Raw genomic sequence first — 23,254 nt, 5'->3', positions numbered from 1 at the left:
GCGGGTCAGTTGCGGTCTGCGGAATGGGTTCTGAGCAGCGCCAGCGACTTCAGGCGCTCACTGGAAGACCCAGGCAGCGTTTGCATCAAATCCTCATCAGGAAGCGTGGCAGCTGCCTTCAGCCAAAGATCTGCGGCCGTCGGGTCAAGCTTGGCTGTGACGGGCAAATCCATACGTGGCCTGAGCGAAAGCACGTAAAAAGACACAGCCCACAACTCGTCTTCGGACAAGGAAGAGAAGCTCGGCATTGCAGTGTTTTGAACGCCCAATTTGACTGAGCTGAAGACGGATAATGGCGACATGGACGCCATGCGCGCGGAGTCGAGGAAGTTCATGGGAGTCGAAGGCAGCGTCTGCGCTGCGATGCCTCGGCCGTCGCCCGAGGCGCCGTGGCAGGAAGCGCAGTTCGCCGCGAAGACCTGCCTGCCATGGATCAGGCTCGGCCAATTGCGCGGTGCGGTAGCCGTTCCGGCTGCCACATAGATGGCATCACGCGCTTTCAACGCCTGCTTCTTAATCGCTTCGGTCGGCGCTTTTTCATTGATCAGCTCGATGAGCCTGGAAATGTCTCCACGAATGGCCGGCTGTGACCTGATCGCTTTGATCTGGTCACTAACTTCCAGTGCGGAACGGCTAACGACGAGTTGTTCGATGTATTCATCGTTATCGATAATCTTTCCGTTCGATACGGCGAGAGCATAGTCACGCGAGACATAGTCAAGCATCTTCGCAACAAAATCGGCTGTGTATGCGGGTCGAATACCTTCCTGTGCCGATGTGTCTTGCAACGCGCTTAGATAAAGCAGCGATGCAGCGATCGCCATGGACGCGAGTGCGGAAAGCACTGTGCCTTGGAATGGATATTTGCGCCCGGCTGCAACCGATTTTTTGTCGATCATAGAAATGGTTGGAAAAAGGGGGAAACCACGAACAGTACCGAACCAAAATGACACCTCAATTACAGCTCGAGGAGGAGTTTGATACTGGACTAGGGGGACGTCGGGCCTTGACGGCCCGGATCAAATACCCTTGATCATGCAGTCCAAGGCGGTTTTCCCCCTTCCACCGCATGCAGCCTTGGGGCTGAAGTTGATGTGACGTTCATACTGACTGACGGCAGCTCGCGGCCGTAGGCACCCACGCCGTGACGCGCCGCAAGGCGCGCCCCACGTAGCTCGCGAACGAATCAAGCTTCGCCCTGCCCGTCTCCGCCGCGAAATGTCTACTTTCGACCGCTAATCGCTTTAGCAACTGCGTAAGTTTGATCCTTGAGAATCAGCGACCATAGCAGGTCGATGAGGTGGGGGAATTCGGCAACCAAACGCACGGCCATAATCAAAGCTCAATGATAATTTTGCTATCCCTTGCCCCGATTGATCTCGCGCGCGGCTGATCTGGCGGGCGCACAGTCTCAGTTGGTATGACGGTAGTCACTACGTCGGACGTCGCAACTTGGCTCGTAGCTTGTTTTGTACAAACCGCTGTCCTTGAAGTACAGCTGGTAGTATTTTCCTTTCAGTTGCACAAAGTGGAAGTCGCAGTCCACTTCGATGGTGACGCCTTTGTATTTGAAGGGCTCAAGTTGGGCGCGCCATGATTCAAAGGGGGGCTTGATGAGATCCGAACGCAGTTCATCCACCAAAGCCTTTTTCGGGTCGACTTTGATATTTCCCGTCGGTTCGCCCACCAGCATGCTAATCACGTGCAGTTCATTGGCCGCATGCCGCAACAAATAGTAGTTGATCGCGCTATCTACGCCCTGCCTAGTAAGAGGGCTGGCTAAGTCCAGTTCATAGGTCTCGTCGCCAATGTTCACCCGGGACAGGTTGGCCTTTATCGGCAAACCGTATGGCCGTTCGGCTTCGCGGTATTCAAAGCCATATTTCCTCAATGCGGCATTTATCTCTTGCGTTGTTGAAGCGCTTGCAGCACCTGTCGCAGTCAGCAGAGCGAGTGCCGCCACGGCTAACAGCGGATAGCCGTGCAGTGTTTTAGCGAATTGGAGCATCGTTTTTCCTATAAGGATATGGCCGCTTCTTTGGCATGAGATCACTCTTCGTCCAGAATCTGGGCCAATAACCTTTCATCAGCAAATTCAAAAAAAGGCATCCCGCCAGAAATCTCACGTGTTTCGTGATCCCAGTCGACCGTGAGCGGATCCGCATCATCCCTACTCTGACGATGAAACGCTTGGCAATTACCCGCACCGTCCGGGCAAAACTCAAGCAGATCTTGAAACTCGTAATCGTCCGGAACGAATCCTTGCTCCTTCGCGATCGGATCCATGACTTCGCCCAAATCCACAATAAGACGACTAGCAAGTATTCCGCCATCATGCGCACCGAAGCCATCATGCACAAGACAAAGTTCTTGCATCGACTGCGGTACCGTCCATCCCAAGGACTTCGCCCTATCCGAGAGTCTCGGCGTGGCATTTGGAGCGCCTCCCACTATCAGCTCGTAGTATGGCCTGCCATCGTAAAGCGCCCGATCAACAAGATAGACAAGCTTCCATTCATCCCCGCTGCGTGCAGGTATGACCCAACGGACACGTTCTTGAAGCGTGGATACAAAGTTCGGAAGCAACCTGCGCAATGGCGCCAGCACCTTGCCTACAACGTCAAGGGCGTCTAGACCTTCAATCTGCCACGGGCAAGTGGCATCGAATGCCGGGACGAGATTATTTAAGCTGACGATGAACTCAGCGCCGGGTCGACCGAATTGGTCGAGAATTGATCGTTCTAAGTTGGTCGTTCGACAGAATTCCTGCATGAACGGCAAAGCTTCATCACGAATCAGGTCGCGTTGCAGTTGGGTGCGTATGACGCTGTTGAGCTGTTCCATATAATTTAATCTAAATTCTCAAGGTTACCTCAGGGATGTTGGAGTCGGCATCCCTTCCGGAAGTTCGTACGAAAACCGCTGTATTTGGATTGCAATTCTTTAGCCGCGACGAAAAAGAAAAAGCCCCTGATAATCAGGGGCCTAGTCTCATCCAAGAACCGGCAGTCGCCTGCCTCTGCCAGTCAAGGAATCATTCCCACTCAATGGTCGCCGGCGGTTTACCGCTGATGTCATACACCACGCGGTTCAGCCCCCGGACTTCATTAATGATGCGATTGGAGACCTTGCCCAGCAGCTCGTGCGGCAAGTGCGCCCAGTGCGCGGTCATGAAGTCCTGGGTCTGCACAGCACGCAGCGCCACGACGTAATCGTAGGTACGGCCATCGCCCATCACGCCCACCGACTTCACCGGCAGGAACACGGCGAAAGCCTGGGACGTCGCATCGTACCAGTTCTTCGGTGCTTCTTCGCCAGGCATCGATGCGCCCTCGTAAGGCGTATTGCGCAGTTCTTCGATGAAGATGGCGTCGGCGCGGCGCAGCAGGTCGGCATATTCCTTCTTCACTTCGCCCAGGATACGCACACCCAGGCCCGGGCCAGGGAACGGATGGCGGTACACCATCTCGTGCGGCAGGCCCAGGGCCACGCCCAGCTTGCGCACTTCATCCTTGAACAATTCGCGCAGCGGCTCGAGCAGCTGCAGCTTCATGGTTTCCGGCAGGCCGCCCACATTGTGGTGCGACTTGATGGTCTGGCCTTTCTTGCCCTTGCCTGCGGATTCGATCACGTCAGGGTAAATGGTGCCTTGCGCCAGCCACTTGGCGTTCACCAGCTTGCCCGATTCCGCCTGGAACACTTCCACGAACTCGCGGCCGATGATCTTGCGCTTTTGCTCAGGATCGGTGACACCGGCCAGGTGGCCCATGAATTGTTCGGTCGCGTCGATCTGGATCACTTTCACACCCAGGTTCTTGGCGAACATGTCCATCACCATCTTGCCTTCGTTCAGGCGCAGCAGGCCGTGGTCGACGAAGACGCAGGTCAGCTGGTCGCCGATGGCGCGGTGGATCAGCGCCGCAGCCACCGAGGAGTCGACCCCGCCCGACAGGCCCAGGATCACGTCATCGGTGCCGACTTGCGCGCGGATCTTTTCCACGGCTTCGGAGATGTAGTCCGGCATATTCCAGTCGGCCTTGCAGCCGCAGATCTCGTGCACGAAGCGGCCCAGCATGGCCTTGCCCTGCACCGTGTGGGTCACTTCCGGGTGCCACTGCACCGCGTAGAACTTGCGGTCTTCGTCGGCCATGCCAGCGATCGGGCAGGAGTCGGTGGAGGCCATCAGCTTGAAGCCAGGCGGCATGTCCAGCACCTTGTCGCCATGGCTCATCCAGACCTTCAGCATGCCGTGGCCTTCGTCGGTGACGAAGTCGTTGATGCCGTTCAGCAGCGCGGTGTGGTTGCGGGCGCGGACTTCAGCGTAGCCGAATTCGCGCACCAAGCCGTTTTCCACTTTGCCGCCCAGCTGCGCGGCCATGGTCTGCATGCCGTAGCAGATGCCAAGTACCGGCACGCCGATTTCAAAGACGGCTTGCGGTGCGCGCGGGGAATCGCCTTCCAGCGTGGAGTTGTGGGAACCGGACAGGATGATGCCCGAGGCGCCGTAGTTACGGATGAATTCGTCGTCTACATCGTACGGGTACACCTCGGAAAACACGCCCGCGTCGCGCACGCGGCGTGCGATCAGCTGGGTCACCTGGGAACCGAAATCAAGAATGAGGATTTTTGAGTGCATAGCGGGGGCAAAAAAAAATTGCGGCGACCTTGGTCGCCGCTTTGCGGAGTGACTTATTCCGAGCGGTAGTTCGGCGCTTCTTTGGTGATCTGGACGTCGTGTACGTGCGATTCGCGCATGCCGGCCGACGTGATCTCGACGAATTCCGCCTTCTCTTTCAGCTCGTCGATGGTGGCGCAACCGCAGTAGCCCATGGACTGGCGCACGCCGCCCACCAGCTGGAACAGGATCGCCAGCACGGAGCCCTTGTAGGCCACGCGGCCTTCAATGCCTTCCGGTACGAACTTGTCCTGCTTGGCGCTGGCGTCCTGGAAGTAGCGGTCGGCCGAACCGTCGGCCATCGCGCCCAGGGAACCCATGCCGCGGTAGGACTTGTAGGAGCGGCCCTGGTACAGGATCACTTCGCCCGGCGCTTCTTCGGTGCCGGCGAACATGGAGCCCATCATCACGGTGGAGGCGCCGGCCGCCAGTGCTTTCGAAATATCGCCCGAGAAGCGGATGCCGCCGTCGGCGATACATGGCACGCCGGTGCCAGCCAGTGCTTCGGCGACGTTGGAGATCGCGGTGATCTGCGGCACGCCCACGCCTGCCACGATACGGGTGGTGCAGATGGAGCCGGGGCCGATGCCGACCTTGACCGCGTCCGCGCCGTATTCAACCAGCGCCTTCGCCGCGGCGGCCGTGGCGATATTGCCGCCGATGACGTCAACGTGCGGGTACTTGGTCTTGATGTACTTCACGCGGTCCAGGATGCCCTGGGAATGGCCGTGGGCGGTGTCCACCACCAGCACGTCCACGCCTGCCGCGACCAGCAGGTCGATGCGTTCTTCGTCTTTCGCGCCGACGCCGACGGCCGCGCCAACCAGCAGCTTGCCGTGCTGGTCTTTCGATGCGTTCGGGTGCTCGGTGGACTTCTGGATGTCCTTCACGGTGATCAGGCCGCGCAGTTCAAACGCTTCGTTCACCACCAGCACGCGCTCCAGGCGGTGCTTGTTCATCAGGCGCTTGGCTTCTTCCGTGCTGGCGTCTTCAGTCACGGTCACCAGCTTTTCGCGCGGGGTCATCTTGGCGCGCACTTCGGCGTCCAGTTCCTTTTCGAAGCGCAGGTCGCGGTTGGTGATGATGCCGACCACTTCCTTGCCCTGCACCACCGGGAAACCGGAGATACCATATTGCTCGGTCAGTTTGATCACTTCGCGGATCTTCATGTCCGGCGGAATGGTGATCGGGTCGCGCAGAACGCCGGCCTCGAAACGCTTGACGCGGGACACTTCGCGCGCCTGGTCTTTCGGCTTCAGGTTCTTGTGGATGATGCCAATGCCGCCCTCTTGCGCCATGGCGATCGCCAGACGGCTTTCGGTGACGGTATCCATTGCTGCGGACAGCAGAGGAATATTCAACGAGATATTACGGGTCAGGCGAGTCTTGAGGGACGTATCCGCAGGCAGGATGTTGGAATACGCGGGGACGAGGAGCACGTCATCGAAGGTGAGTGCTTTTTGGAGCAGACGCATAGTATTTCCTATAGGCGCAAAAGTAGATTATACAGAAAACAGGCGCTTTCGTCATGGCAATTCTTCTACGCACAGGCGCGCCGGCCCTCAGACTCAACAATTCTCTTGGGAAATAAATTTGACAACAACTGGATTTCGCGGTGAAATGTGCATTCTCATCCAAGGAATTGTCCCAATGAATCAACGAATTACCCGATTTGTGCTGGCAACTGCGCTGATCGCCTGCACTTCCCTCGCCCAGGCCCAATGGATGTGGGTAAATGAAAAAGGCGTGAAACAGTTCTCGGACCAGCCGCCGCCGCCGGGCACTCCGTCCAAACGGATCCTGAAGGCTCCGCGCGGTCAAGTCATTCCCGACGCGCAAAGCGATGCGCCGGCCGCCAGCGGCGACGACGCCGCGCAAGCGGAAGGCAAGGCCCCGCAGAAAGCGACTTTGGCCGAGCGCAACGCCGACTACAACAAGCGCCAGAAGGATTCGGCCGAGAAGACCGCCAAGGCGGACGAAGAAGCCAAGCGCGAGAAAGAGAAAGCCAAATATTGCTCTGAAGCTAAGACCAATATCGGGATGCTCGAAAGCGGTATGCGCGTTTCCGAAATGGGTGCGAACGGCGAGCGCGGCTTCATGTCCGACGAAGGACGTTCCAGGAAGCTGCAGGAAAGCCGCGACGCCTACAACAAGACCTGCAAGTAAGCGGGACCCCGGATTCCGGGCCACGCCATCGAGACGGCGCTTGACAGCGCGCTCGATGGCGTTTTACATCAAGCCTTCCTGGCGCGCCGGCGGCGGGCGTCTTTCGGGTCAGCGATCAAGGCGCGATAGATTTCAATCCGGTCGCGGGCCCGCAGCACGGTATCGAGTGTTTTCTTCTTGCCGTAAATCCCGACCGGCATGGTCACCAGGTTGATTTCCGGCGCTTCCTGCAGGATGCCGCTGATTTCGATGGCCTGGCCGATGGTCGTCCCCGCATCCACCTCCAGCGCATACAGGATGGGCTGCGCTGCCGGCGCATAGCACACGGTGATTTTGATGCGTTCAGCCATAGACGGTCTCGGCGCGCTTGCAGAAAGAGTCGACCATGCTGTTGGCGATCATGCTGAATACGGAGCCGATCACCTGCTCCAGCAGCTTACTGGAAAACTCGTAATGCAGGTCCAGCTCGACCTTGCAGGCATCGTCGCGCAATGCCTTGAAAGTCCAGGTCCCGTCGAGGGTCTTGAACGGGCCATCGACCAGCTTCATGCGGATTTCACTGAATGGGGTATTCGCGTTGGACGTCGTGAAATGCTGCTTCACACCATGAAAATTGATCCCAACACTGGCCACAACATGGTTCTCTCCCCGCTCGCGGACATCAACGCCGCCACACCAGGGCAAAAATTTGGGATAATCCTCGACCTTTGCCACTAAATCAAACATTTGCTCGGCGCTGTATCCCAGGAATACCGACTTGTGCACTACTGCCATTGAGTAACCGTTTGCTATGATGTTGTCCAAAGAACCCGTAGTTTAACCGACCCACGCATTTTTACCCATGTCCATTGCCGATAATCGCAAAGCCTTCCACGACTACTTCATTGAAGACAAATATGAAGCAGGAATCGCGCTCGAAGGCTGGGAAGTCAAGGCGATCCGCGATGGGCGCGTTCAGATCAAGGAAGCGTACGTTACCATCCGCGATAACGAACTGTACCTGTTTGGCGCGCACATCAGCGCCCTGCCGACCGCATCCACCCATATCAGCCCGCAAGCCGTGCGCACCCGCAAGCTGCTGCTGCACCGCCAGGAAATCGATAAGCTGGTCGGTAAAGTGGAACGCTCCGGCTACACCCTGGTGCCGCTCAACCTGCACTTCAAAGGCGGCCGCATCAAATGCGAGATCGGCCTGGCCAAGGGCAAGAAACAGCATGATAAGCGTGCATCGGAGAAAGATCGCGATGCCAGCCGCGAAGTCCAGCAAGCCATGAAGCAGCACAGCCGCTAAGCGGGGCGTCGCGCCTGCGCCACGGTGCAGGCGTTTTGTTTCTATCCAGAAATGCGCGTGCTACACTTTGGCGTTGATTGCCTGACGCCGGAGGGGCTGACCATGCTGAGCAAAACGACAAGCGCTATCCTGGCAGCGGCCTTGCTGGCCGGCTGCACCGCGGCGCCCTACACGCCGGCGCCGCTGGCAACCAACTTCCCCTCCGCCGAACAAAACAAGCTGCTGGCCGCGGCCCACTGGGGCGCCATCGCCAGGCATCTTGAGCAGCGCCTGGTGGAAGACATGAAGAAAGCGCCGCAGCAGCCCTTCTTCATCCATGAGAATCCCCAGGCAACGCCGTTCCAGCGCGCCCTGACCACCCAGATCATTTCCTCGCTGGTAAATGACGGCTATGTCGTGTCACGCGCACCGGCCGGCGCCCTGCGCATCGACCTGGACGTGCAGGCGCTGACCTTCGGCCCCGACCGCACCCAGTACCGTCCCTGGTTCACCGGCAGCCTGCTGGCCAGCGGCGTCTGGTCCGAGGCCAAGGAGAATCCGGCGAAGAAGGACCGCAGCGCCTATGCGCCCGGCGAGACACCGCGCACTGAATTGATCATTACCGTTTCGGTCAGCGACCAATACCGCTATTTCGCACGCTCCACCAATGCCTATTACGTTTCCGACGACGACCGTGGCCTGTACGGCATCAAGGAGGCGCTGACACCCGCGGAGGCCGCCGCCGGGTCGCCGCAGGCCAGCACCGGCTTCCTTGTGAAGGGAGACCGCTGATGCGCGCCCTTGCCCTGACTGCCTTCTTGCTGCCCCTGGCCGGCTGCTCCCTGTTCCAGGAACCACCGGCCAACAAATACGCCGAGACCACGTCCAATCAATTCGTGGCGGCGAACTACCAGGCCGCGGACGCGCTGCTCGCCCAGCTGGGCGGACGCCTGGTGGCCGACAAGCCCCTGATCATGGCAACCGTGGTGAATATCGATGCGCTGGACCAGAGTTCCACGCTGGGACGCCTGGTATCGGAGCAGATTTCGACGCGCCTGGCGCAAGGCGGCCTGCGCATGCTGGAGATGAAACTGCGCACCTCGGTCTACATGAAACGCCAGCAAGGCGAAATGATGCTGACACGCGAAGTGGGCGAAGTGGCGCACAACCACAATGCGCAGGCGGTAGTGGTCGGCTCCTACGCCGAGACCAGCGAGGCGGTCTTCGTCAACATCAAAGTGGTGCATCCGCAAACCAACCAGGTGCTCGCGGCCAACGATTTCGTACTGGCCAAGGACGGCGTGGTACGTTCTATGCTGATGGCGCGCTAAGCAGATCCACCAGCCTTGGCAGGACCTCCTGCGCGGGCAACGCGAGCTTGAGCGCAATCAGATCGTCGGCCCGGGTCTTGCCGGCGTTGATGGCCGCAATCGGCTTGCCTGCCGCAGCCGCCATGCGGCAGAAGCGGTAGCCCGAAAACACCATCAGCGACGAACCGACCACGAGCAGCGCATCCGCCGCCTCCATCTCGGCCAGCGCCTGCGCGGTGCGCTGCGCCGGCACGTTATCGCCGAAGAAGACAACGTCGGGCATCAGCACGCCGCCGCAGGCCGCGCACACGGGCGCGCGAAAGTCCTGCAGCGCATCGGGCTCCACCGCGGCATCGCCGTCGGGCAGCGGCCGGGCCAGCATATTGGCCAATTCCGGGTTGTCGCGCTCCAGCTGCGGCTGCAGGCTGGCGCGCGAATAACGCGCCTGGCACGCCAGGCAGCTTACGTGGTGCAGGTTGCCATGCAATTCAATCAGGCGCCGGCTGCCGGCGCGCTGGTGCAGGCCATCCACGTTTTGGGTAATGACGCTATGCAGGTGTCCGCCAGCCTCCAGCGCCGCCATTGCACGGTGACCCGCATTCGGCTCGGCGCGCGAGATCGTCGCCCAGCCCACCATGCTGCGCGCCCAGTAGCGGCGGCGCACCGCATCGTTGCGGCGGAACTCCGGTCCCTGGATCGGCGCACGGCCGCGCCGCACACCCTCCTCATCGCGATAGCCGGGGATGCCGGACGCGGTGCTCAGGCCCGCCCCGGTCAGGGCCAGGACGCGGCTGTGGCGCATCAGGAAACGCGCCAGTCCTTCCTCAGTCGGCGGTAGCGCATCCATTCGGCTTGAAGATCCGTTCGATGGACGCCGGGTATTTGTCCAGCTTCTCCGCCGCGCGGGTGGGGCGTGGCGCGAAATCGCCGCCGCAATTCGGGCATTTGCCGTGCAGCTTGTCGTTCACGCAGTCCGCGCAGAATGTACATTCAAATGAGCAGATCAAGGCGTCCTGTGCGCCGGGCGGCAGGTCCTTGTTGCAGCACTCACAGTTGGGTCGCATTTGCAGCATGGGGGCTCCTTTAATGGTCGCGGTAACTTACCGCGTTCAGCAAGGCACTGGTGGTCTCGATATCCGCCAGCGCCTCATTAGTCGGGCGCGCAAAACTACGCTCGCGGATGCGCCCAAGGCGCTCCAGCAATTCCTGCTTGGGCAAGCGCGAACGCGCAATCGCCGCTGGATCCACGCCATCATAGGAGCCGTTGGCGGCCTCCAGCGCATCGAGCTGGCGCCGGACTTCGGCGTCAGGCAAAGCGCCCTGCCCAACCTGCGGCGCCGGCGATTGCATCAGCTGCTGGCGCATCGGCGCCAGGAATTCGACGGCCGCCTTCGGCAGTCCTTGCAATTTGAGGGCAAGCAGGGCCTGCCTGCCTTGCGGACCGCCGTTATGCATCAGGAAGCCGGCGGCCCGGGTCAATACGTCCATGTCCTGGTTTTGCAACAGCGGCGCAACGGCCGGCGTGCTATCGGGAGAACCGAGCAACTGCAGCACATCCAGCACCGGCTTGGTCAAGGCACCATCGCGCAACTGGGCCGCAAGATGGCGCTCGCCGGCCAGGCCGAATCGGCCATACAGCAGCGCGCGCACGCCGGTTTCATCGATGCTGCTGCCCTGCTGGGGCAAAGGGATGGAGACGTCATGGCGCAGGAATGCACGATCGATCAGGGGCAGCAGGCGCACATCGCGGCTGGCCGCTGCGGCGTGCATCAGGCGGAACAGCTGCGGACGGTCCAACAGCGCGTCCGGGTTGATGGCCAGCGCCGCCTGCAGCGCCAACGGCCTATCGGAATCGGCGCCATAGGCAAGCAGGAAGCAGGCCGCATCCAGCAGCAACTGCTGGCTCGGGCGTGCGGCGCGCAACTCCGCTGCCAATTCGCGGCGCAGCAAAGGGATGGCGTCCTCGCGGACATCGCCAAAGAAGCGCCATGCGGAGTCGAGTTCGCGGCGCTGTGCGCCGGCGGTCGCCGCGTTGGCCGCAGCAGGCAAGGCGCGGATCTGGGCAATGCGGGCGCTGATGGCGGCATCGGTGGCGGCATCGGTGGCCAGCGCGGAAGAAGCCAATGCGGCCGATGCCAGCGCCGCTGCGATCAAACGCATCATGCCGACAGCCTGCGCTGCAGGTCGGTCACGCTAGCGCGCCATTCATCAAAATGTTCGCTGTCTTCCCACAGCTCGCGCAATTCGGAAGCGTCGGACAGCACCAGCGCCAGAACGCGCTGCGCCTTATCGGCAATATCCGCGCGCGGCTTGCTCAATTTCGCCTGAACCGCGGCCACCCATTCATCGACGGCTGCGGAATCCTCGTCCTGCGCGCCGCCCTTGCCTTGCAAGCGCGCCCAGGCTTCCACGGCCGCCAGCGCCTCGGCACCGAACGGCGCCTCCAGATACTCGGTGGTTTCGGCCTTCAGCACGTTATTCAGCGTGTCCTCGATAAAATAGAGGTCCTTCGACTCCTGCAAATCCTGCGCCCAATCCTGCGCAAAATCATTTCCGTATGGACCAACAGCCCAGGTTCCCACATGCGCCTCCGTTTCAATATAAGGCAGCATTGTACGCAATTACGGTAGGGCTCGTGGCAACCTTGGGGTCAGGCTCTTTGCTTGCCACGCGTGGCAAGCAAAGAGCCTGACCCCAAGGTTGCCACGGGCCCGGCTGTCATTTCTGTGTCTTGACCACTTGCAGGGCGGTGGCGATCAGGCTGCTCATTTCGCCGACGTTGGCGGGGACGATCAGGCTGTTGCCGGTCTTGGCCAGCTGGCCGAAGGCGTCGACGTATTGTTCCGCGACCCTCAGGTTCATCGCGGCCTCGCCGCCCGGCTGCTGGATCGCCTGCCCCACCTGCTTCAGCGCGCCCGATGTGGCCTCGGCGATGGCCAGGATGGCGGCGGCTTCGCCCTGCGCGCGATTGATGGCGGCCTGCTTGTCGCCTTCGGAGCGGGCAATCGCCGCTTCCCGCTCGCCGGTGGCGATATTGATCTGCTCCTGCTTGCGCCCTTCGGATGCGGCGATCAGGGCGCGCTTGCCCCGCTCCGCCGTGATCTGCGCCTGCATCGCGTGCAGGATCTCCTGGGGCGGCGTCAAGTCCTTGATCTCGTAGCGCAGCACTTTTACGCCCCAGTTGGCGGCCGATTCGTCGATCGCGTTCACCACCGTGGAGTTGATGTGGTCGCGTTCCTCGAAAGTCTTGTCCAGCTCCATGCGGCCGATCACCGAGCGCAGCGTCGTTTGCGCCAGCTGCGTGATCGCTGCGATATAGTTCGAGGAACCATACGAGGCGCGCATCGCATCGGTGACCTGGAAATACAAGATGCCGTCCACCTGCAGCTGCGTATTGTCCTTGGTGATGCAGACCTGGGATGGCACGTCGAGCGGGATTTCCTTGAGCACGTGTTTATAGGCGATGCGGTCGATGAACGGCACCACGATATTCAGGCCGGGGCCCAGCGTCGCGTGGTATTTGCCCAGGCGTTCGACCACCCAGGCGTGCTGCTGCGGCACCACATTGATGGTCTTGAAGACAAACACCAGGGCCACTACGAAAATAACCAGTGTGACGCTGCCGAAACTGATTTCCATGCACTTCTCCTTGTTATGCGCCGACGATCAGCCGGCTGCCGCGAATTTCGCGAATCCTGAATACCCCCGGCGCGGCCGCTTCGCCCGGCGCCAGTTCCACATCCCACAATGCGCCCCGGTACATCACGCGCGCCGCACCGCCCTGCCAGGCGGGCACGTTGACGGTCTGGCCGATGTCCAGGTTGACGTCGGGGTTAGCCGATGCCGGCGGCTGGGCCGTCTTGCCGAAGCGGCTGCGCCGCAGCAGCAGCGTCGCAATCGCGGCGACGAGGGCGGCCACCAGCATCTGGCCCGGCATGTCGACGCGCGCAAACGATGTCAGCGCTCCCGCGCCCATGCCGATGGCGATCATCAGCAGGTAAAAGGTACCGCTAAACAGTTCCAGGATGACCAGCAGGCCAGCGCCGGTCGCCCACAACATCCAGTCAGACATCGCAACCTCCAAAAGTAAAAAACCCCCGCCGCCGACAAGGCCGCGAGGGTCCGTGCAACGAGGCTTATCGTTGCTTTATTGTTGCATTTCTGCCAGTTTCTGCCAAGTGTCGATGACCGAGTCCGGATTCAGGGACATGGTCTCAATCCCCTGCTGCATCAACCATACGGCCAGCTCGGGGTGATCGGAAGGACCCTGGCCGCAGATGCCGATGTACTTGTTCAGCTTGATGCAGGCGGAGATGGCCATGCCCAGCAGCGCCTGTACCGCAGGATCGCGTTCGTCGAAGTCGGCCGCCAGCAGTTCCATGCCGGAGTCGCGGTCCAGGCCCAGGGTCAGCTGGGTCAGGTCGTTGGAGCCGATCGAGAAGCCGTCGAAGTGCTGCAGGAACTGCTCGGCCAGCACGGCGTTGGAAGGCACTTCGCACATCATGATGACGCGCAGGCCGTTCTCGCCGCGTTTCAGGCCGTTCTTGGCCAGCAGGCCGACCACCTTTTCCGCCTGGCCCAGGGTGCGCACGAACGGCACCATGATTTCGACGTTGGTCAGGCCCATTTCTTCGCGCACGCGCTTCATTGCCACGCATTCCATTTCGAAGGCGGCGGCGAAGTCTTCGGACAGGTAGCGCGCGGCGCCGCGGAAGCCCAGCATCGGATTTTCCTCGTCCGGCTCGTAGCGCGAACCGCCGATCAGCTTCTTGTACTCGTTGGACTTGAAGTCCGACAGGCGTACGATCACCTTCTTCGGCCAGAAGGCGGCGGCGATGGTGGCGATGCCTTCGGCCAGCTTGTCGATGTAGAACTGCTTCGGCGAAGCGTGGCCGCGGGCCACCGATTCCACCGCCTTTTTCAGGTCGGCGTCGATGTTCGGGTATTCCAGGATCGCTTTCGGGTGCACACCAATATTGTTATTGATGATGAACTCCAGGCGGGCCAGGCCCACGCCGTTGTTCGGCACCGACTGGAAGTCGAAGGCCAATTGCGGGTTGCCCACGTTGAGCATGATCTTGGTCTTCAACGGCGGCAGTTCGCCGCGCTGGACTTCGGATACCTCGGTTTCCAGCAGGCCGTCGTAGATCTTGCCTTCGTCGCCTTCGGCGCAAGACACGGTCACGAAGTTACCGTCCTTCAGCACGTCGGTGGCGTCGCCGCAGCCGACCACCGCCGGCACGCCCAGTTCACGGGCGATGATCGCTGCGTGGCAGGTACGGCCGCCGCGGTTGGTGACGATGGCCGAGGCGCGCTTCATCACCGGTTCCCAGTTCGGGTCGGTCATGTCGGCGACCAGCACGTCGCCCGGCTGCACGCGTTCCATTTCGCTCGGGTCATGGATCACGCGCACCGGGCCGGCGCCGATCTTCTGGCCGATGGCGCGGCCGGAGGTCAGCACGGTGCCGGTCGACTTCAGCTTGAAGCGCTGCTGCGAGTCGGTGGCTTTCTGCTGCGATTTCACGGTTTCAGGACGCGCCTGCAGGATGTACAGCTTGCCGTCGCGGCCGTCCTTGCCCCACTCGATATCCATCGGGCGGCCGTAGTGCTTCTCGATGATCATGGCGTACTTGGCCAGTTCGACGATTTCCGCGTCGACCAGCGAGTAGCGGTTGCGCATCTCGATCGGCACATCGACGGTTTTCACGGAACGGCCAGCCTTGGCTTCGTTGGTGAATTCCATCTTGATCAGCTTGGAGCCGATATTGCGGCGGATCACGGCGGACTTGCCCTGCTCCAGCATCGGCTTGTGGACATAGAATTCGTCCGGGTTCACGGCGCCCTGCACCACGGTCTCGCCCAGGCCATAGCTGGAGGTGATGAAGACCACGTCCTTGAAGCCCGATTCGGTATCGATGGTAAACATCACGCCCGACGCGCCCGTGTCGGAACGCACCATGCGCTGCACACCGGCCGACAGCGCCACTTCGGCATGGGTGAAGCCCTTGTGCACGCGGTAGGAAATCGCGCGGTCGTTGTACAGCGATGCGAACACGTGCTTCATCGCTTCCAGCACGTTGTCGATGCCGACCACGTTCAGGAAGGATTCCTGCTGGCCCGCGAAGGATGCGTCAGGCAGGTCTTCCGCGGTGGCGGAGGAGCGCACGGCGAAGGACACTTCGGTGCTCGAGTCGGCGACCAGCTTGTCGTAGAAGGCGCGGATTTCGGCTTCCAGGCGCGGCTGGAACGGGGTGGCGACGATCCATTGACGGATCTCGGCGCCCGATGCGGCCAGGGCGCGCACGTCGTCGACGTCCAGGTTTTCAAGGCGGTCGGCGATGCGCTTGGCCAGGGATGGGCCGCCGTCGACGCTGTGCGACAGGAAGTCGCGGAAGGCTTGTGCAGTGGTGGCAAAACCGCCCGGCACGCGCACGCCGGCGCCGGCCAATTGGGAGATCATCTCCCCCAGGGATGCGTTCTTGCCGCCGACGGATTCGACATCCGTCATGCGCAAATTCTCGAACGAGGCGACATACACCCCGTCGGATTGCTCCTTCAATGCTGCGTTAGTCATAAAGACACCTTTTTGATGATAAAAATCTTTACGCAGGTGCGCGCGGCATCGTTCTTGTCATTCTTGGCGCCGTGCAGCACAATCTTACCGTTGGCAGGCATTTTACAGCCTGCGACGCAAATTGACGATTCATCCATCTGAAAAGCTCTTTTGATGCCACAAGATCAACGTTTATTGCCGGCTTCGAGCCGCACCGTCTTTTTTGTCTCTGACGGCACGGGCATTACCGCCGAAACTTTCGGCCATTCGGTGCTGACGCAGTTCGACCTGCGCTTCCGCCAGATCCGCCTGCCCTTCATCGATACCTGCGACAAGGCTTATGATGCAGTGCGCAAAATTAACGAGATCGGGAGCGAGGACGGCGCCAAGCCGATCGTCTTCTCGACCCTGGTCAAGGCGGAGCTGTCCGACGTGATTCAGCGCGCCAACGCCATGCACATGGACTTGATCCAGACCTTCGTGGCGCCGCTCGAGCAGGAATTGGGCGTGAAGTCGACCCATACCATCGGCCGCTCGCACAATGTGGTTGATAGCGAGGAATATAAGAACCGCATCGAGGCGATCAATTTCTCGCTGGCCCATGATGATGGTCAATCCAACAAGAACCTGTCCTCGGCGGACGTGATCCTGGTCGGCGTTTCGCGCTCCGGCAAGACCCCTACTTCGCTGTACCTGGCCATGCAGTACGGCGTGAAGGCGGCCAACTACCCGCTCATTCCCGACGATTTCGAACGCGGCAAGCTGCCGTCGGCGCTGTACGCCTTCAAATCGAAGATCTTCGGCCTTAGCATCGAGCCGCAGCGCCTGTCGGAAATCCGCAATGAGCGCCGCGCCGGTTCCAAATACGCTTCGCTGGAAAACTGCCGCTATGAAGTAAACGAGGCCGAAGCCATGATGCGCCGCGAAGGCATCCGCTGGCTGTCCTCCACCACCAAGTCGATCGAAGAGATTTCCACCACCATCCTGCAGGAAATCAAGCCTAACCGCTCGGTTTACTAAGAGGTTGTTTCAAAATGGGCGTGGCTAGGTGCAGCGACGAAGGCAGTGCGCCTGCACGGCAAGGCGCTGCAACAACGCAATGGCCGTTTTGAAACGGCCTCTAAGCGTCAGAAGAAGTCTTTCCAGTCGTGCAGCCAGCCGGGGATGTCCTCCACCGGCATGGGGCTGGCGATATAGAAGCCCTGGGCGTAGGTGCACCCAAGTTTCTGCAGGAAGTCCCAATCGCGCTTGTTCTCGACGCCGACGGCGCAGGCGTGGCGCGACAGGCTGCGCGCCAGCCCCAGGTAGGACTTGAGCACCGTGCTGATGGCGCGCTTGCGCGATGCGCCGTCGACGAAGCTGGGGTCGATCTTCAGTTCCGAGAACGGAATCGCGGCCAGCAGCTGCAGGTTGGAGCGCCCGGTGCCGTAATGGTCGATGGCCAGGCCGAACCCCATCATTCGCAGGCGCAACAGGCGTTCGAGGAAGTGCGGGTTGGTGTTCAGCACCGTCGATTCGATGATTTCGAACGTGATGTAATCGGCCAGAATACGGTGCCGCTCAAGGCAAGCCATGATCTGGGCGATGAATTGCGGGTGCGACAGGGTGTTCGGGTCGACGTTGATCGAGAACGAGATCGGGATGCCCTGGTCGTGCAGGGTGCGGCAGGCGGCGACCGACCTTTCGATCATGCACCAGTCGAGGAAATCGATACGCCGCTCGGCTTCCAGCACCGGCATGAAGGCGGCCGGCCCCAGCACCCCGTATTCCGGATGGCGCCAGCGCGCAAACATTTCCAGGCCCTTGACGGCGCCGGTTTCCAGTTCGATCTTGGGCTGGAAGAAGGGGTCGAACTCGCGGCCCTGCAGGCCGCGCCCGACTTCGGCAAAGGTGAATTCCGGCTGCTGCGGCTCCGGTTCCGGTTCGGCCGCGGGCGCGATATAGTGTTCGATCAGTTCCTGCAGGCGCGCCGAAGTGACCGGCAGGGCCGAGCTGCCCAGCATCTCGACGCCGTAGGCTTCGGCCATGGTCTCGACCGAGAACAACACGTCGGCCCCGTGCGAGCCAAGGATGATGATGCCGGCCCGGCAGTCGATTTCCGCCAGCCTGCGGATCACTTCCAGGCCGTCCATGCCGCCCAGGCGGATGTCCATCAACACCACGTTGACGGGCGGGTTCAGGCCCGCTTCGAGCAGCCGCAGGGCGCTCAGGCCATCCGAGGCCAGGGTCAGGTGTTGCGCGCCCAGGTGGCGCAGCATGCCCGCCAGGAGCTCGCGCTGGACAGGTTCGCTTTCCGCGACCAGGAAATGCATACTTGCAATTTCCATAAGACCCAATCCATTCCGGTTAATATTGTTAAGCCAGATTCTGCCTTACTTGCTCGAAAAAGCATACTGCCGCGCAGGCGGCGACGTTCAGCGACTCGACCTTGCCCAGGTGCGGCACCATCACCCGATGGGTAGCGGCGTTGAGCAGCGTATCGGACACGCCCTGCCCTTCGTGCCCGAAAATCCAGGCCACGGGGCGTTTCAGGTCCAGCTGGTACAGCGGTTCGGCGGCGTAGCCGCTGGTGGCCAGGGTGGCGACGCGGGCACCCTGCACCAGTTGCGGCAAATCGACATTTTCAAAGATATCGAGCACGAAATGGGCGCCCATCGCCGCGCGCAGCACCTTGGGCGACCAGCAAAAAGCGGTGCCCGGGGCGCAATACACTTCCTTGACGCCCGCCGCCGCGGCGCTGCGCAGGATGGAGCCGACATTGCCCGGGTCCTGCACATTGTCCAGCAGGACGGCGTTGGCGTTCAGCGCGGGCGGCACATCCTTGTGAGGGGTCGCGATCAGGAACATCAGGCCGACGCCGTTTTCCACCTGGCTGACCGCGTGGTACAGCTGGTCGCCAAGGCACAGGATGTGGGCGTGTTCGGCTTCCAGGCGGGCGATGATGGCCGCCACCTCCGGGTTCCGCAGCGCGCTTTCGGCGACCACTGCCTGCTCGGGGTGGCCGCGCAGTTCCAGCCAGGTTTCGCACAGGTGCACGCCGTCCAGCAGGCTGCGGCCGGCCTTGCGGCGCGCCTGGGAATTGGTGGCCAGCTTGGCCAGCTCCTTGTATTGCGCGTTGTCGCGCGAGGAGATGTTTTTCATAGTTCGCGCTCCAGGACTGCGCGCACCGGGGCGAAGCTGCGGCGGTGCACCGGCGAGGCGCCATGCTCGCGCAGGCGTTCCAGGTGCAGCGCCGTGCCGTAGCCCTTGTGCTGGTCGAATCCGTATTGCGGGTATTTCTTGTGCAGCTGGACCAGGGCCGCGTCGCGCGCGGTCTTGGCCAGGATGGAGGCGGCGGAAATCGATTCGATCTTGTCGTCGCCTTCCACGATGGCGATGCTTTGGACGCGCATCACCGGGCATTTATTGCCGTCGATGAGGGCCAGGGTCGGCACGGTGGACAGGGCGTAGACCGCGCGCTTCATCGCCAGCAGGCTGGCCTGCAGGATGTTCAGCTTGTCGATTTCGGCCTCGGACGCCTTGGCCACGGCCCAGGCGATGGCGTGTTCGCGGATCAGCGGCGCCAGTTCGTCGCGGCGCGCTTCATTGAGCTTTTTCGAGTCGCGCAGGCCCGGAATCGGACGGTTGCGGTCCAGGATCACGGCGGCCGCGTAGACGGGGCCGGCCAGCGGGCCGCGGCCCGCCTCGTCGACGCCGCAAATAATTTCATCGAGCGAATACGGCAGGTCGTCGAACAGACCGGATTGTTGGGCCATAACCTCTTCTTTCTATGGCTGACCTCGTGGCAACCGCGGGGCCTGACCCCAAGGTTGCCGCGGGCTTAACTGTTGATGACCTTCAGCACGGCGGCAGCGCCTTCTTCGGCGCTGTTTCGCAGCAAGCTGTGATGCATGTCGGTGAAGCGCTGCACCAGTTGCAGGCGGTGCGGCACGTCACTCAGCTGTTTCCACATGGCGTCGGCCAGCGTTTCGGCGGTGGCCGCGTGCTGGATCAGTTCCGGCACCAGGCTTTCCCGCGCCAGGATGTTCGGCAGGCCGATCCACGGCTGGTAGGCCATGTGCTTCATGATATGGTAGGACGCCGCCAGGATCTTGTAGGCGATCACCATGGGCTTCTTGAACAGCGCCACTTCCAGCGAGGCGGTGCCGGAGGCGACCAGCACGGCGTCGGCGGCGCAGATGGCGGTGTGCGACTGCCCGTCCAGCAGCAGCAGTTCGATGTCCTGCAGCCCGGCTTGCGCCACCAGCGCCTGGAAATACTCGCGCTGCTTCGGCCCCGCCATCGGCACCACGAATTTCAGCGAGCGGTCGCGCTGCAGCAGCAGCTTGCAGGCGCCGATGAAGGCGGCCGTGTTGTACTTCAGTTCGGACATGCGGCTGCCCGGCATCACCGTGACGACATTGGCGTCTTCCGCGATGCCCAGCTGGCGGCGCGCCGCCGCTTCGTCCGGCTGCAGCGGGATCACTTCGGCCAGCGGGTGGCCGACATAGGTCACCGGCACGCCGGCCGCCCGGTAGATCGCTTCCTCGAACGGGAAGATCACCAGCATGTGCGAGACCGATTTGATGATTTTCTTGATCCGTCCGCCGCGCCAGGCCCAGATCTGCGGGCCGATGTAGTGTACGGTAGGGATGCCGGCTTCGCGCAGCTGCGCTTCCAGCCCCAGGTTGAAGCCCGGGTAGTCGGCGCCGATGTAACAGGCCGGCCGTTCGGCCAGCAGCTGGTCGCGCAGGGTGTTCTGGATGCCTTTCAGCTCACGGTAGCGAGGAATGATTTCGAACAGGCCGCGCACCGTCATCTTTTCCAGCGGCCAGTGCGACTCGAAGCCGTGCTCCTGCATGGCGGGGCCGCCGATGCCATGGAAGCGCGCTGCCGGCAGGTGCGGGCGCAGGCCGCCCAGCAGGCGGCCCGCCAGCAGGTCGCCGGACGGTTCGCCGGCGACTACCGCGATCGATACCTCAGCGGACGATGCCACGGCTGGTCGTATCGAGGAATTCGCGCATCGCGCGCGCCGCGGCTGCGCAGTCTTCCGGCACCTCGGCTTCGGCGGCCAGCATGGCGGCCTTCGCTTCGTCCAGCGTCAGGCCGGAACGGTACAGGATCTTGTAGGCGTTGCGGATGGCGTTGATCTGTTCGCGGCTGAAGCCGCGCCGTTTCAGGCCTTCGATGTTGACGCCGTGCGCGGCTGCCGGGTTGCCGTTCAGGAGCACATAGGGCGGCACATCCTGGGTCAGGCTGGTGCTCATGCCGACGAAGGCGTGGGCGCCGATCTTGCAGAACTGGTGCACGTTGGCGAAGCCGGACATGATCACCCAGTCGCCGATCTCCACGTGCCCCGCCATCTGGGCGTTGTTGGAAAAGATGGTGTTGTTACCGACCACGCAGTCATGCGCCAGGTGGACGTAGGCCGAGATCCAGTTGTTGTTGCCAAGTCTGGTCACGCCCTTGTCCTGCACCGTACCGAGGTTGAAGGTGCAGAATTCGCGGATGGTGTTGTCGTCGCCGATTTCCAGGCGGGTCGGTTCGCCGTTCCATTTCTTGTCCTGCGGCGCGGCGCCGATGGAGGAGAACTGGAAGAACTTGTTGTTCCTGCCGATCGTGGTATGGCCCTCGATCACGACGTGCGGGCCCACCACGGTGTTCTCGCCAATCACCACGTTCGGGCCAATGATCGTGTAGGGGCCGATCTCGACGCCCGCGGCCAGTTCCGCCTTGGGATCGACGATCGCGCTTGGGTGGATGATCGCCATGGTATTACTCCACGGAGCGGATGGTGCACATGAGTTCGGCTTCCAGGGCGATCTGGCCGTCGACCGAGCCGACCGCCTTGTATTTCCAGATGCCGCGCGCGTTGCGCAGGATTTCCACATCCATTTTCAGCTGGTCGCCGGGACCGACCGGGCGCTTGAAGCGCGCGTTGTCGATGCCGACGAAGTAGACCACCGAATTTTCGTCCGGTTTCAGACCGATGGACTTGAACGACAGCAGGGCCGCGGTCTGCGCCATTGCTTCGATCATCAGCACGCCCGGCATGACCGGTTTGTGCGGGAAGTGGCCGTTGAAAAACTCTTCGTTCACGGTCACGTTCTTGATCGCGGTGATGGACTTGTTCTCTTCATACGAGATGACGCGATCAACCAGCAGCAGCGGGTAGCGGTGCGGCAGGTATTGCTTGATCTCGCAAATGTCCATCGTCTTGTTTTCGGTAGTGGTCATGATTCTTCGTCTTCGGTTTTAGTTTTAATGGTTTTTTCCAGCGTCCGCAATTTCTCGCGCATGGTCGGCAGGTTGCGGACAATGACAGCCGACTTCTCCCAGTCGCTGTGCTTGGCAATCGGGTAGGAACCCGAGTACACCCCCGGTTCGGAAATCGAACGCGACACCAGGGCGCCGCCCGAAATATTCACCTTGTCGCCAATATTGATGTGGCCCACGACCATCGCCGCGCCGCCGAACGTGCAGTACTTGCCGATCTTTGTGCTGCCGGCAATGCCCACGCAGGCTGCCATGGCGGTGTGCGCCCCGATCTGGATGTTGTGGGCGATCTGGATCAGGTTGTCGAGCTTCACGCCGTCTTCGATGATGGTGTCGGCCAGCGCGCCGCGGTCCACGCAGGTATTGGAGCCGATATCGACGTCGTCGCCCATCACCACGCGCCCCACCTGGGGGATGCGCACATAGACGCCGCCCTCGTTGGCAAAGCCGAAGCCGTCGGTGCCGATCACCGCGCCGGAGTGGATGATGCCGCGCTTGCCGATCACGCACCGGGCGTGGAAGGTCACGTTGGCGAAGAAGTGCGTGCCCTCGCCGATTTCCGCCTCGCGGCCGATGTAGCAGCCGGCGTCGATCACGGCGCCCGGGCCGATCACGGCTCCCGCTTCCACCACCACTTTCGGGCCGATGTGGGCGCTGGGGTCCACCTTGGCGGCCGGGTCGACCCAGGCCGTCGGGTGCACGCCCGCCGGGCGCACGTAGGCCGTCTGCGCCTCGAACATCTGCGCGGCGCGTGCAAAGTACGCGTACGGGTTTTTGACGACGATGCGGGCGCCTCGATAGGTTTCCGCCACCGCGGCATCGTCATTGGCGCTGACAATCAGGGCCGCCGCCTGGCTTTGCCCCGCCTGCTCGCGGAATTTGCTGTTACTGAGGAAGCTGATATGCGAAGCGCCTGCATCGGTCAACGGCGCGATCCCGGTAACGAAAAGTTCCGGGTCTCCCACCAGTTGGCCGCCCAGGCGTTCGACCAATTCCGCTAGTCGAAAGCCCATCTGTAATCCAAT

General features: G+C 61.6%; 26 protein-coding genes. 5 read left to right on the top strand and 21 right to left on the bottom strand.

Going from position 1 to position 23,254, the window contains the following annotated elements; all coding sequences use genetic code 11:
• Positions 1 to 5 precede the first annotated feature (5 nt).
• The 5 genes from H597_RS0105730 to guaB all read right to left on the bottom strand — a co-directional run bounded on the left by H597_RS0105730 (position 6) and on the right by guaB (position 6,150).
• Positions 6 to 899: a c-type cytochrome gene (locus H597_RS0105730; protein WP_035373151.1), complete on the bottom strand. Its 894-nt coding sequence runs from the start codon at positions 897 to 899 to the stop codon at positions 6 to 8.
• 512 nt (positions 900 to 1,411) lie between these two features.
• Positions 1,412 to 2,008: a hypothetical protein gene (locus H597_RS0105725; protein ID WP_028101294.1), complete on the bottom strand. Its 597-nt coding sequence runs from the start codon at positions 2,006 to 2,008 to the stop codon at positions 1,412 to 1,414.
• Between the two features lie 41 nt (positions 2,009 to 2,049).
• On the bottom strand, positions 2,050 to 2,844 hold the full coding sequence (locus H597_RS0105720; protein ID WP_028101293.1) for an SMI1/KNR4 family protein: 795 nt from the start codon (positions 2,842 to 2,844) through the stop codon (positions 2,050 to 2,052).
• 190 nt (positions 2,845 to 3,034) lie between these two features.
• Positions 3,035 to 4,636, bottom strand: coding sequence for a glutamine-hydrolyzing GMP synthase (gene guaA / locus H597_RS0105715; RefSeq protein ID WP_028101292.1), 1,602 nt, complete (start codon positions 4,634 to 4,636; stop codon positions 3,035 to 3,037).
• Between the two features lie 53 nt (positions 4,637 to 4,689).
• A complete protein-coding gene (guaB, locus tag H597_RS0105710; protein ID WP_028101291.1) occupies positions 4,690 to 6,150 on the bottom strand; it encodes an IMP dehydrogenase in 1,461 nt (486 codons plus the stop codon).
• 175 nt (positions 6,151 to 6,325) lie between these two features.
• On the opposite strand from guaB, the gene H597_RS0105705 reads away from it, so the two are divergent.
• Positions 6,326 to 6,841 (top strand): DUF4124 domain-containing protein, encoded by a 516-nt coding sequence (locus H597_RS0105705; RefSeq protein ID WP_161630576.1) that lies wholly within the window; start codon positions 6,326 to 6,328, stop codon positions 6,839 to 6,841.
• 68 nt (positions 6,842 to 6,909) lie between these two features.
• On the opposite strand, the gene H597_RS0105700 is transcribed toward H597_RS0105705, so the two are convergent.
• The gene (locus H597_RS0105700; protein WP_028101289.1) at positions 6,910 to 7,191 is read right to left on the bottom strand and encodes an RnfH family protein; all 282 of its coding nucleotides are present in this window, start codon (positions 7,189 to 7,191) and stop codon (positions 6,910 to 6,912) included.
• Positions 7,184 to 7,615, bottom strand: coding sequence for a type II toxin-antitoxin system RatA family toxin (locus H597_RS0105695; RefSeq protein ID WP_028101288.1), 432 nt, complete (start codon positions 7,613 to 7,615; stop codon positions 7,184 to 7,186). Before H597_RS0105695 ends, H597_RS0105700 begins: the two co-directional genes overlap by 8 nt.
• Before the next feature lie 67 nt (positions 7,616 to 7,682).
• Between H597_RS0105695 and smpB the strand changes: the two genes are divergently transcribed.
• The 3 genes from smpB (at position 7,683) to H597_RS0105680 (ending at position 9,442) form a co-directional block, all read left to right on the top strand.
• Entirely contained in the window at positions 7,683 to 8,132 is a 450-nt protein-coding gene (smpB, locus tag H597_RS0105690) for an SsrA-binding protein SmpB (protein ID WP_028101287.1), read from the top strand.
• A gap of 102 nt (positions 8,133 to 8,234) precedes the next feature.
• Positions 8,235 to 8,903, top strand: coding sequence for a hypothetical protein (locus H597_RS33105; protein ID WP_028101286.1), 669 nt, complete (start codon positions 8,235 to 8,237; stop codon positions 8,901 to 8,903).
• A complete protein-coding gene (locus tag H597_RS0105680) occupies positions 8,903 to 9,442 on the top strand; it encodes a FlgO family outer membrane protein (RefSeq protein ID WP_028101285.1) in 540 nt (179 codons plus the stop codon). Before H597_RS33105 ends, H597_RS0105680 begins: the two co-directional genes overlap by 1 nt.
• On the opposite strand, the gene H597_RS0105675 is transcribed toward H597_RS0105680, so the two are convergent.
• The 7 genes from H597_RS0105675 to ppsA form a co-directional block, all read right to left on the bottom strand.
• Entirely contained in the window at positions 9,423 to 10,268 is an 846-nt protein-coding gene (locus tag H597_RS0105675; RefSeq protein ID WP_028101284.1) for an NAD-dependent protein deacetylase, read from the bottom strand. The genes H597_RS0105680 and H597_RS0105675 overlap by 20 nt on opposite strands.
• A complete protein-coding gene (locus H597_RS0105670) occupies positions 10,246 to 10,494 on the bottom strand; it encodes a DUF1272 domain-containing protein (RefSeq protein ID WP_028101283.1) in 249 nt (82 codons plus the stop codon). The genes H597_RS0105675 and H597_RS0105670 overlap by 23 nt, the downstream gene beginning before the upstream one ends.
• Before the next feature lie 10 nt (positions 10,495 to 10,504).
• On the bottom strand, positions 10,505 to 11,584 hold the full coding sequence (locus H597_RS0105665; RefSeq protein WP_028101282.1) for a hypothetical protein: 1,080 nt from the start codon (positions 11,582 to 11,584) through the stop codon (positions 10,505 to 10,507).
• Positions 11,581 to 12,003, bottom strand: a complete 423-nt coding sequence (locus H597_RS0105660; protein WP_028101281.1) for a DUF4259 domain-containing protein — start codon at positions 12,001 to 12,003, stop codon at positions 11,581 to 11,583. The genes H597_RS0105665 and H597_RS0105660 overlap by 4 nt, the downstream gene beginning before the upstream one ends.
• 136 nt (positions 12,004 to 12,139) lie before the next feature.
• A complete protein-coding gene (locus tag H597_RS0105655) occupies positions 12,140 to 13,060 on the bottom strand; it encodes an SPFH domain-containing protein (protein WP_028101280.1) in 921 nt (306 codons plus the stop codon).
• Between the two features lie 13 nt (positions 13,061 to 13,073).
• The gene (locus H597_RS0105650; RefSeq protein ID WP_028101279.1) at positions 13,074 to 13,493 is read right to left on the bottom strand and encodes an NfeD family protein; all 420 of its coding nucleotides are present in this window, start codon (positions 13,491 to 13,493) and stop codon (positions 13,074 to 13,076) included.
• Between the two features lie 75 nt (positions 13,494 to 13,568).
• Positions 13,569 to 15,995 carry a phosphoenolpyruvate synthase gene (gene ppsA, locus H597_RS0105645; protein ID WP_083940955.1) on the bottom strand — a complete coding sequence of 809 codons (2,427 nt, stop codon included), beginning with the start codon at positions 15,993 to 15,995 and terminating at the stop codon, positions 13,569 to 13,571.
• Positions 15,996 to 16,148: 153 nt separating this feature from the next.
• On the opposite strand from ppsA, the gene ppsR reads away from it, so the two are divergent.
• Positions 16,149 to 16,994 carry a posphoenolpyruvate synthetase regulatory kinase/phosphorylase PpsR gene (gene ppsR, locus H597_RS0105635; protein ID WP_028101277.1) on the top strand — a complete coding sequence of 282 codons (846 nt, stop codon included), beginning with the start codon at positions 16,149 to 16,151 and terminating at the stop codon, positions 16,992 to 16,994.
• A 107-nt stretch (positions 16,995 to 17,101) separates the two neighbouring features.
• Here the strand turns inward: ppsR and H597_RS0105630 are convergent, their stop codons facing one another.
• The 7 genes from H597_RS0105630 to lpxD form a co-directional block, all read right to left on the bottom strand.
• Complete coding sequence (locus tag H597_RS0105630; protein WP_028101276.1) at positions 17,102 to 18,301, bottom strand: EAL domain-containing response regulator; 1,200 nt, start codon at positions 18,299 to 18,301, stop codon at positions 17,102 to 17,104.
• 28 nt (positions 18,302 to 18,329) lie between these two features.
• Positions 18,330 to 19,115, bottom strand: coding sequence for a TrmH family RNA methyltransferase (locus tag H597_RS0105625; protein WP_028101275.1), 786 nt, complete (start codon positions 19,113 to 19,115; stop codon positions 18,330 to 18,332).
• The gene (rnhB, locus tag H597_RS0105620; RefSeq protein WP_035373149.1) at positions 19,112 to 19,729 is read right to left on the bottom strand and encodes a ribonuclease HII; all 618 of its coding nucleotides are present in this window, start codon (positions 19,727 to 19,729) and stop codon (positions 19,112 to 19,114) included. Before rnhB ends, H597_RS0105625 begins: the two co-directional genes overlap by 4 nt.
• Before the next feature lie 65 nt (positions 19,730 to 19,794).
• Complete coding sequence (gene lpxB, locus H597_RS0105615; RefSeq protein ID WP_028101273.1) at positions 19,795 to 20,949, bottom strand: lipid-A-disaccharide synthase; 1,155 nt, start codon at positions 20,947 to 20,949, stop codon at positions 19,795 to 19,797.
• Complete coding sequence (lpxA, locus tag H597_RS0105610) at positions 20,933 to 21,724, bottom strand: acyl-ACP--UDP-N-acetylglucosamine O-acyltransferase (protein WP_028101272.1); 792 nt, start codon at positions 21,722 to 21,724, stop codon at positions 20,933 to 20,935. The genes lpxB and lpxA overlap by 17 nt, the downstream gene beginning before the upstream one ends.
• 4 nt (positions 21,725 to 21,728) lie before the next feature.
• Positions 21,729 to 22,190, bottom strand: a complete 462-nt coding sequence (fabZ, locus tag H597_RS0105605; protein WP_035373147.1) for a 3-hydroxyacyl-ACP dehydratase FabZ — start codon at positions 22,188 to 22,190, stop codon at positions 21,729 to 21,731.
• A complete protein-coding gene (lpxD, locus tag H597_RS0105600; RefSeq protein WP_028101270.1) occupies positions 22,187 to 23,242 on the bottom strand; it encodes a UDP-3-O-(3-hydroxymyristoyl)glucosamine N-acyltransferase in 1,056 nt (351 codons plus the stop codon). Before lpxD ends, fabZ begins: the two co-directional genes overlap by 4 nt.
• Positions 23,243 to 23,254: the final 12 nt, after the last annotated feature.

This window comes from Pseudoduganella violaceinigra DSM 15887 (assembly GCF_000425385.1).
GTDB classification, from domain to species: Bacteria; Pseudomonadota; Gammaproteobacteria; order Burkholderiales; family Burkholderiaceae_D; genus Rugamonas; species Rugamonas violaceinigra.
The sequence above is the reverse complement of the archived record's forward strand: the minus strand, read 5'-3'. Positions and strand labels throughout refer to the sequence as shown.

What these genes read in the sequence shown, in the direction of transcription:
- lpxA (WP_028101272.1), bottom strand. Translation starts at nt 21,724, where the DNA reads ATGGCGATCATCCACCCAAGCGCGATCGTCGATCCCAAGGCGGAACTG.
- fabZ (WP_035373147.1), bottom strand. Translation starts at nt 22,190, where the DNA reads ATGACCACTACCGAAAACAAGACGATGGACATTTGCGAGATCAAGCAA.
- rnhB (WP_035373149.1), bottom strand. Translation starts at nt 19,729, where the DNA reads ATGGCCCAACAATCCGGTCTGTTCGACGACCTGCCGTATTCGCTCGAT.
- H597_RS0105700 (WP_028101289.1), bottom strand. Translation starts at nt 7,191, where the DNA reads ATGGCTGAACGCATCAAAATCACCGTGTGCTATGCGCCGGCAGCGCAG.
- guaA (WP_028101292.1), bottom strand. Translation starts at nt 4,636, where the DNA reads ATGCACTCAAAAATCCTCATTCTTGATTTCGGTTCCCAGGTGACCCAG.
- H597_RS0105650 (WP_028101279.1), bottom strand. Translation starts at nt 13,493, where the DNA reads ATGTCTGACTGGATGTTGTGGGCGACCGGCGCTGGCCTGCTGGTCATC.
- lpxD (WP_028101270.1), bottom strand. Translation starts at nt 23,242, where the DNA reads ATGGGCTTTCGACTAGCGGAATTGGTCGAACGCCTGGGCGGCCAACTG.
- ppsA (WP_083940955.1), bottom strand. Translation starts at nt 15,995, where the DNA reads ATGACTAACGCAGCATTGAAGGAGCAATCCGACGGGGTGTATGTCGCC.
- smpB (WP_028101287.1), top strand. Translation starts at nt 7,683, where the DNA reads ATGTCCATTGCCGATAATCGCAAAGCCTTCCACGACTACTTCATTGAA.
- guaB (WP_028101291.1), bottom strand. Translation starts at nt 6,150, where the DNA reads ATGCGTCTGCTCCAAAAAGCACTCACCTTCGATGACGTGCTCCTCGTC.
- H597_RS0105630 (WP_028101276.1), bottom strand. Translation starts at nt 18,301, where the DNA reads ATGGAAATTGCAAGTATGCATTTCCTGGTCGCGGAAAGCGAACCTGTC.
- H597_RS0105670 (WP_028101283.1), bottom strand. Translation starts at nt 10,494, where the DNA reads ATGCTGCAAATGCGACCCAACTGTGAGTGCTGCAACAAGGACCTGCCG.
- H597_RS33105 (WP_028101286.1), top strand. Translation starts at nt 8,235, where the DNA reads ATGCTGAGCAAAACGACAAGCGCTATCCTGGCAGCGGCCTTGCTGGCC.
- H597_RS0105725 (WP_028101294.1), bottom strand. Translation starts at nt 2,008, where the DNA reads ATGCTCCAATTCGCTAAAACACTGCACGGCTATCCGCTGTTAGCCGTG.
- H597_RS0105655 (WP_028101280.1), bottom strand. Translation starts at nt 13,060, where the DNA reads ATGGAAATCAGTTTCGGCAGCGTCACACTGGTTATTTTCGTAGTGGCC.
- H597_RS0105720 (WP_028101293.1), bottom strand. Translation starts at nt 2,844, where the DNA reads ATGGAACAGCTCAACAGCGTCATACGCACCCAACTGCAACGCGACCTG.
- H597_RS0105680 (WP_028101285.1), top strand. Translation starts at nt 8,903, where the DNA reads ATGCGCGCCCTTGCCCTGACTGCCTTCTTGCTGCCCCTGGCCGGCTGC.
- ppsR (WP_028101277.1), top strand. Translation starts at nt 16,149, where the DNA reads ATGCCACAAGATCAACGTTTATTGCCGGCTTCGAGCCGCACCGTCTTT.
- H597_RS0105695 (WP_028101288.1), bottom strand. Translation starts at nt 7,615, where the DNA reads ATGGCAGTAGTGCACAAGTCGGTATTCCTGGGATACAGCGCCGAGCAA.
- H597_RS0105675 (WP_028101284.1), bottom strand. Translation starts at nt 10,268, where the DNA reads ATGGATGCGCTACCGCCGACTGAGGAAGGACTGGCGCGTTTCCTGATG.
- H597_RS0105665 (WP_028101282.1), bottom strand. Translation starts at nt 11,584, where the DNA reads ATGATGCGTTTGATCGCAGCGGCGCTGGCATCGGCCGCATTGGCTTCT.
- H597_RS0105730 (WP_035373151.1), bottom strand. Translation starts at nt 899, where the DNA reads ATGATCGACAAAAAATCGGTTGCAGCCGGGCGCAAATATCCATTCCAA.
- H597_RS0105705 (WP_161630576.1), top strand. Translation starts at nt 6,326, where the DNA reads ATGAATCAACGAATTACCCGATTTGTGCTGGCAACTGCGCTGATCGCC.
- H597_RS0105625 (WP_028101275.1), bottom strand. Translation starts at nt 19,115, where the DNA reads ATGAAAAACATCTCCTCGCGCGACAACGCGCAATACAAGGAGCTGGCC.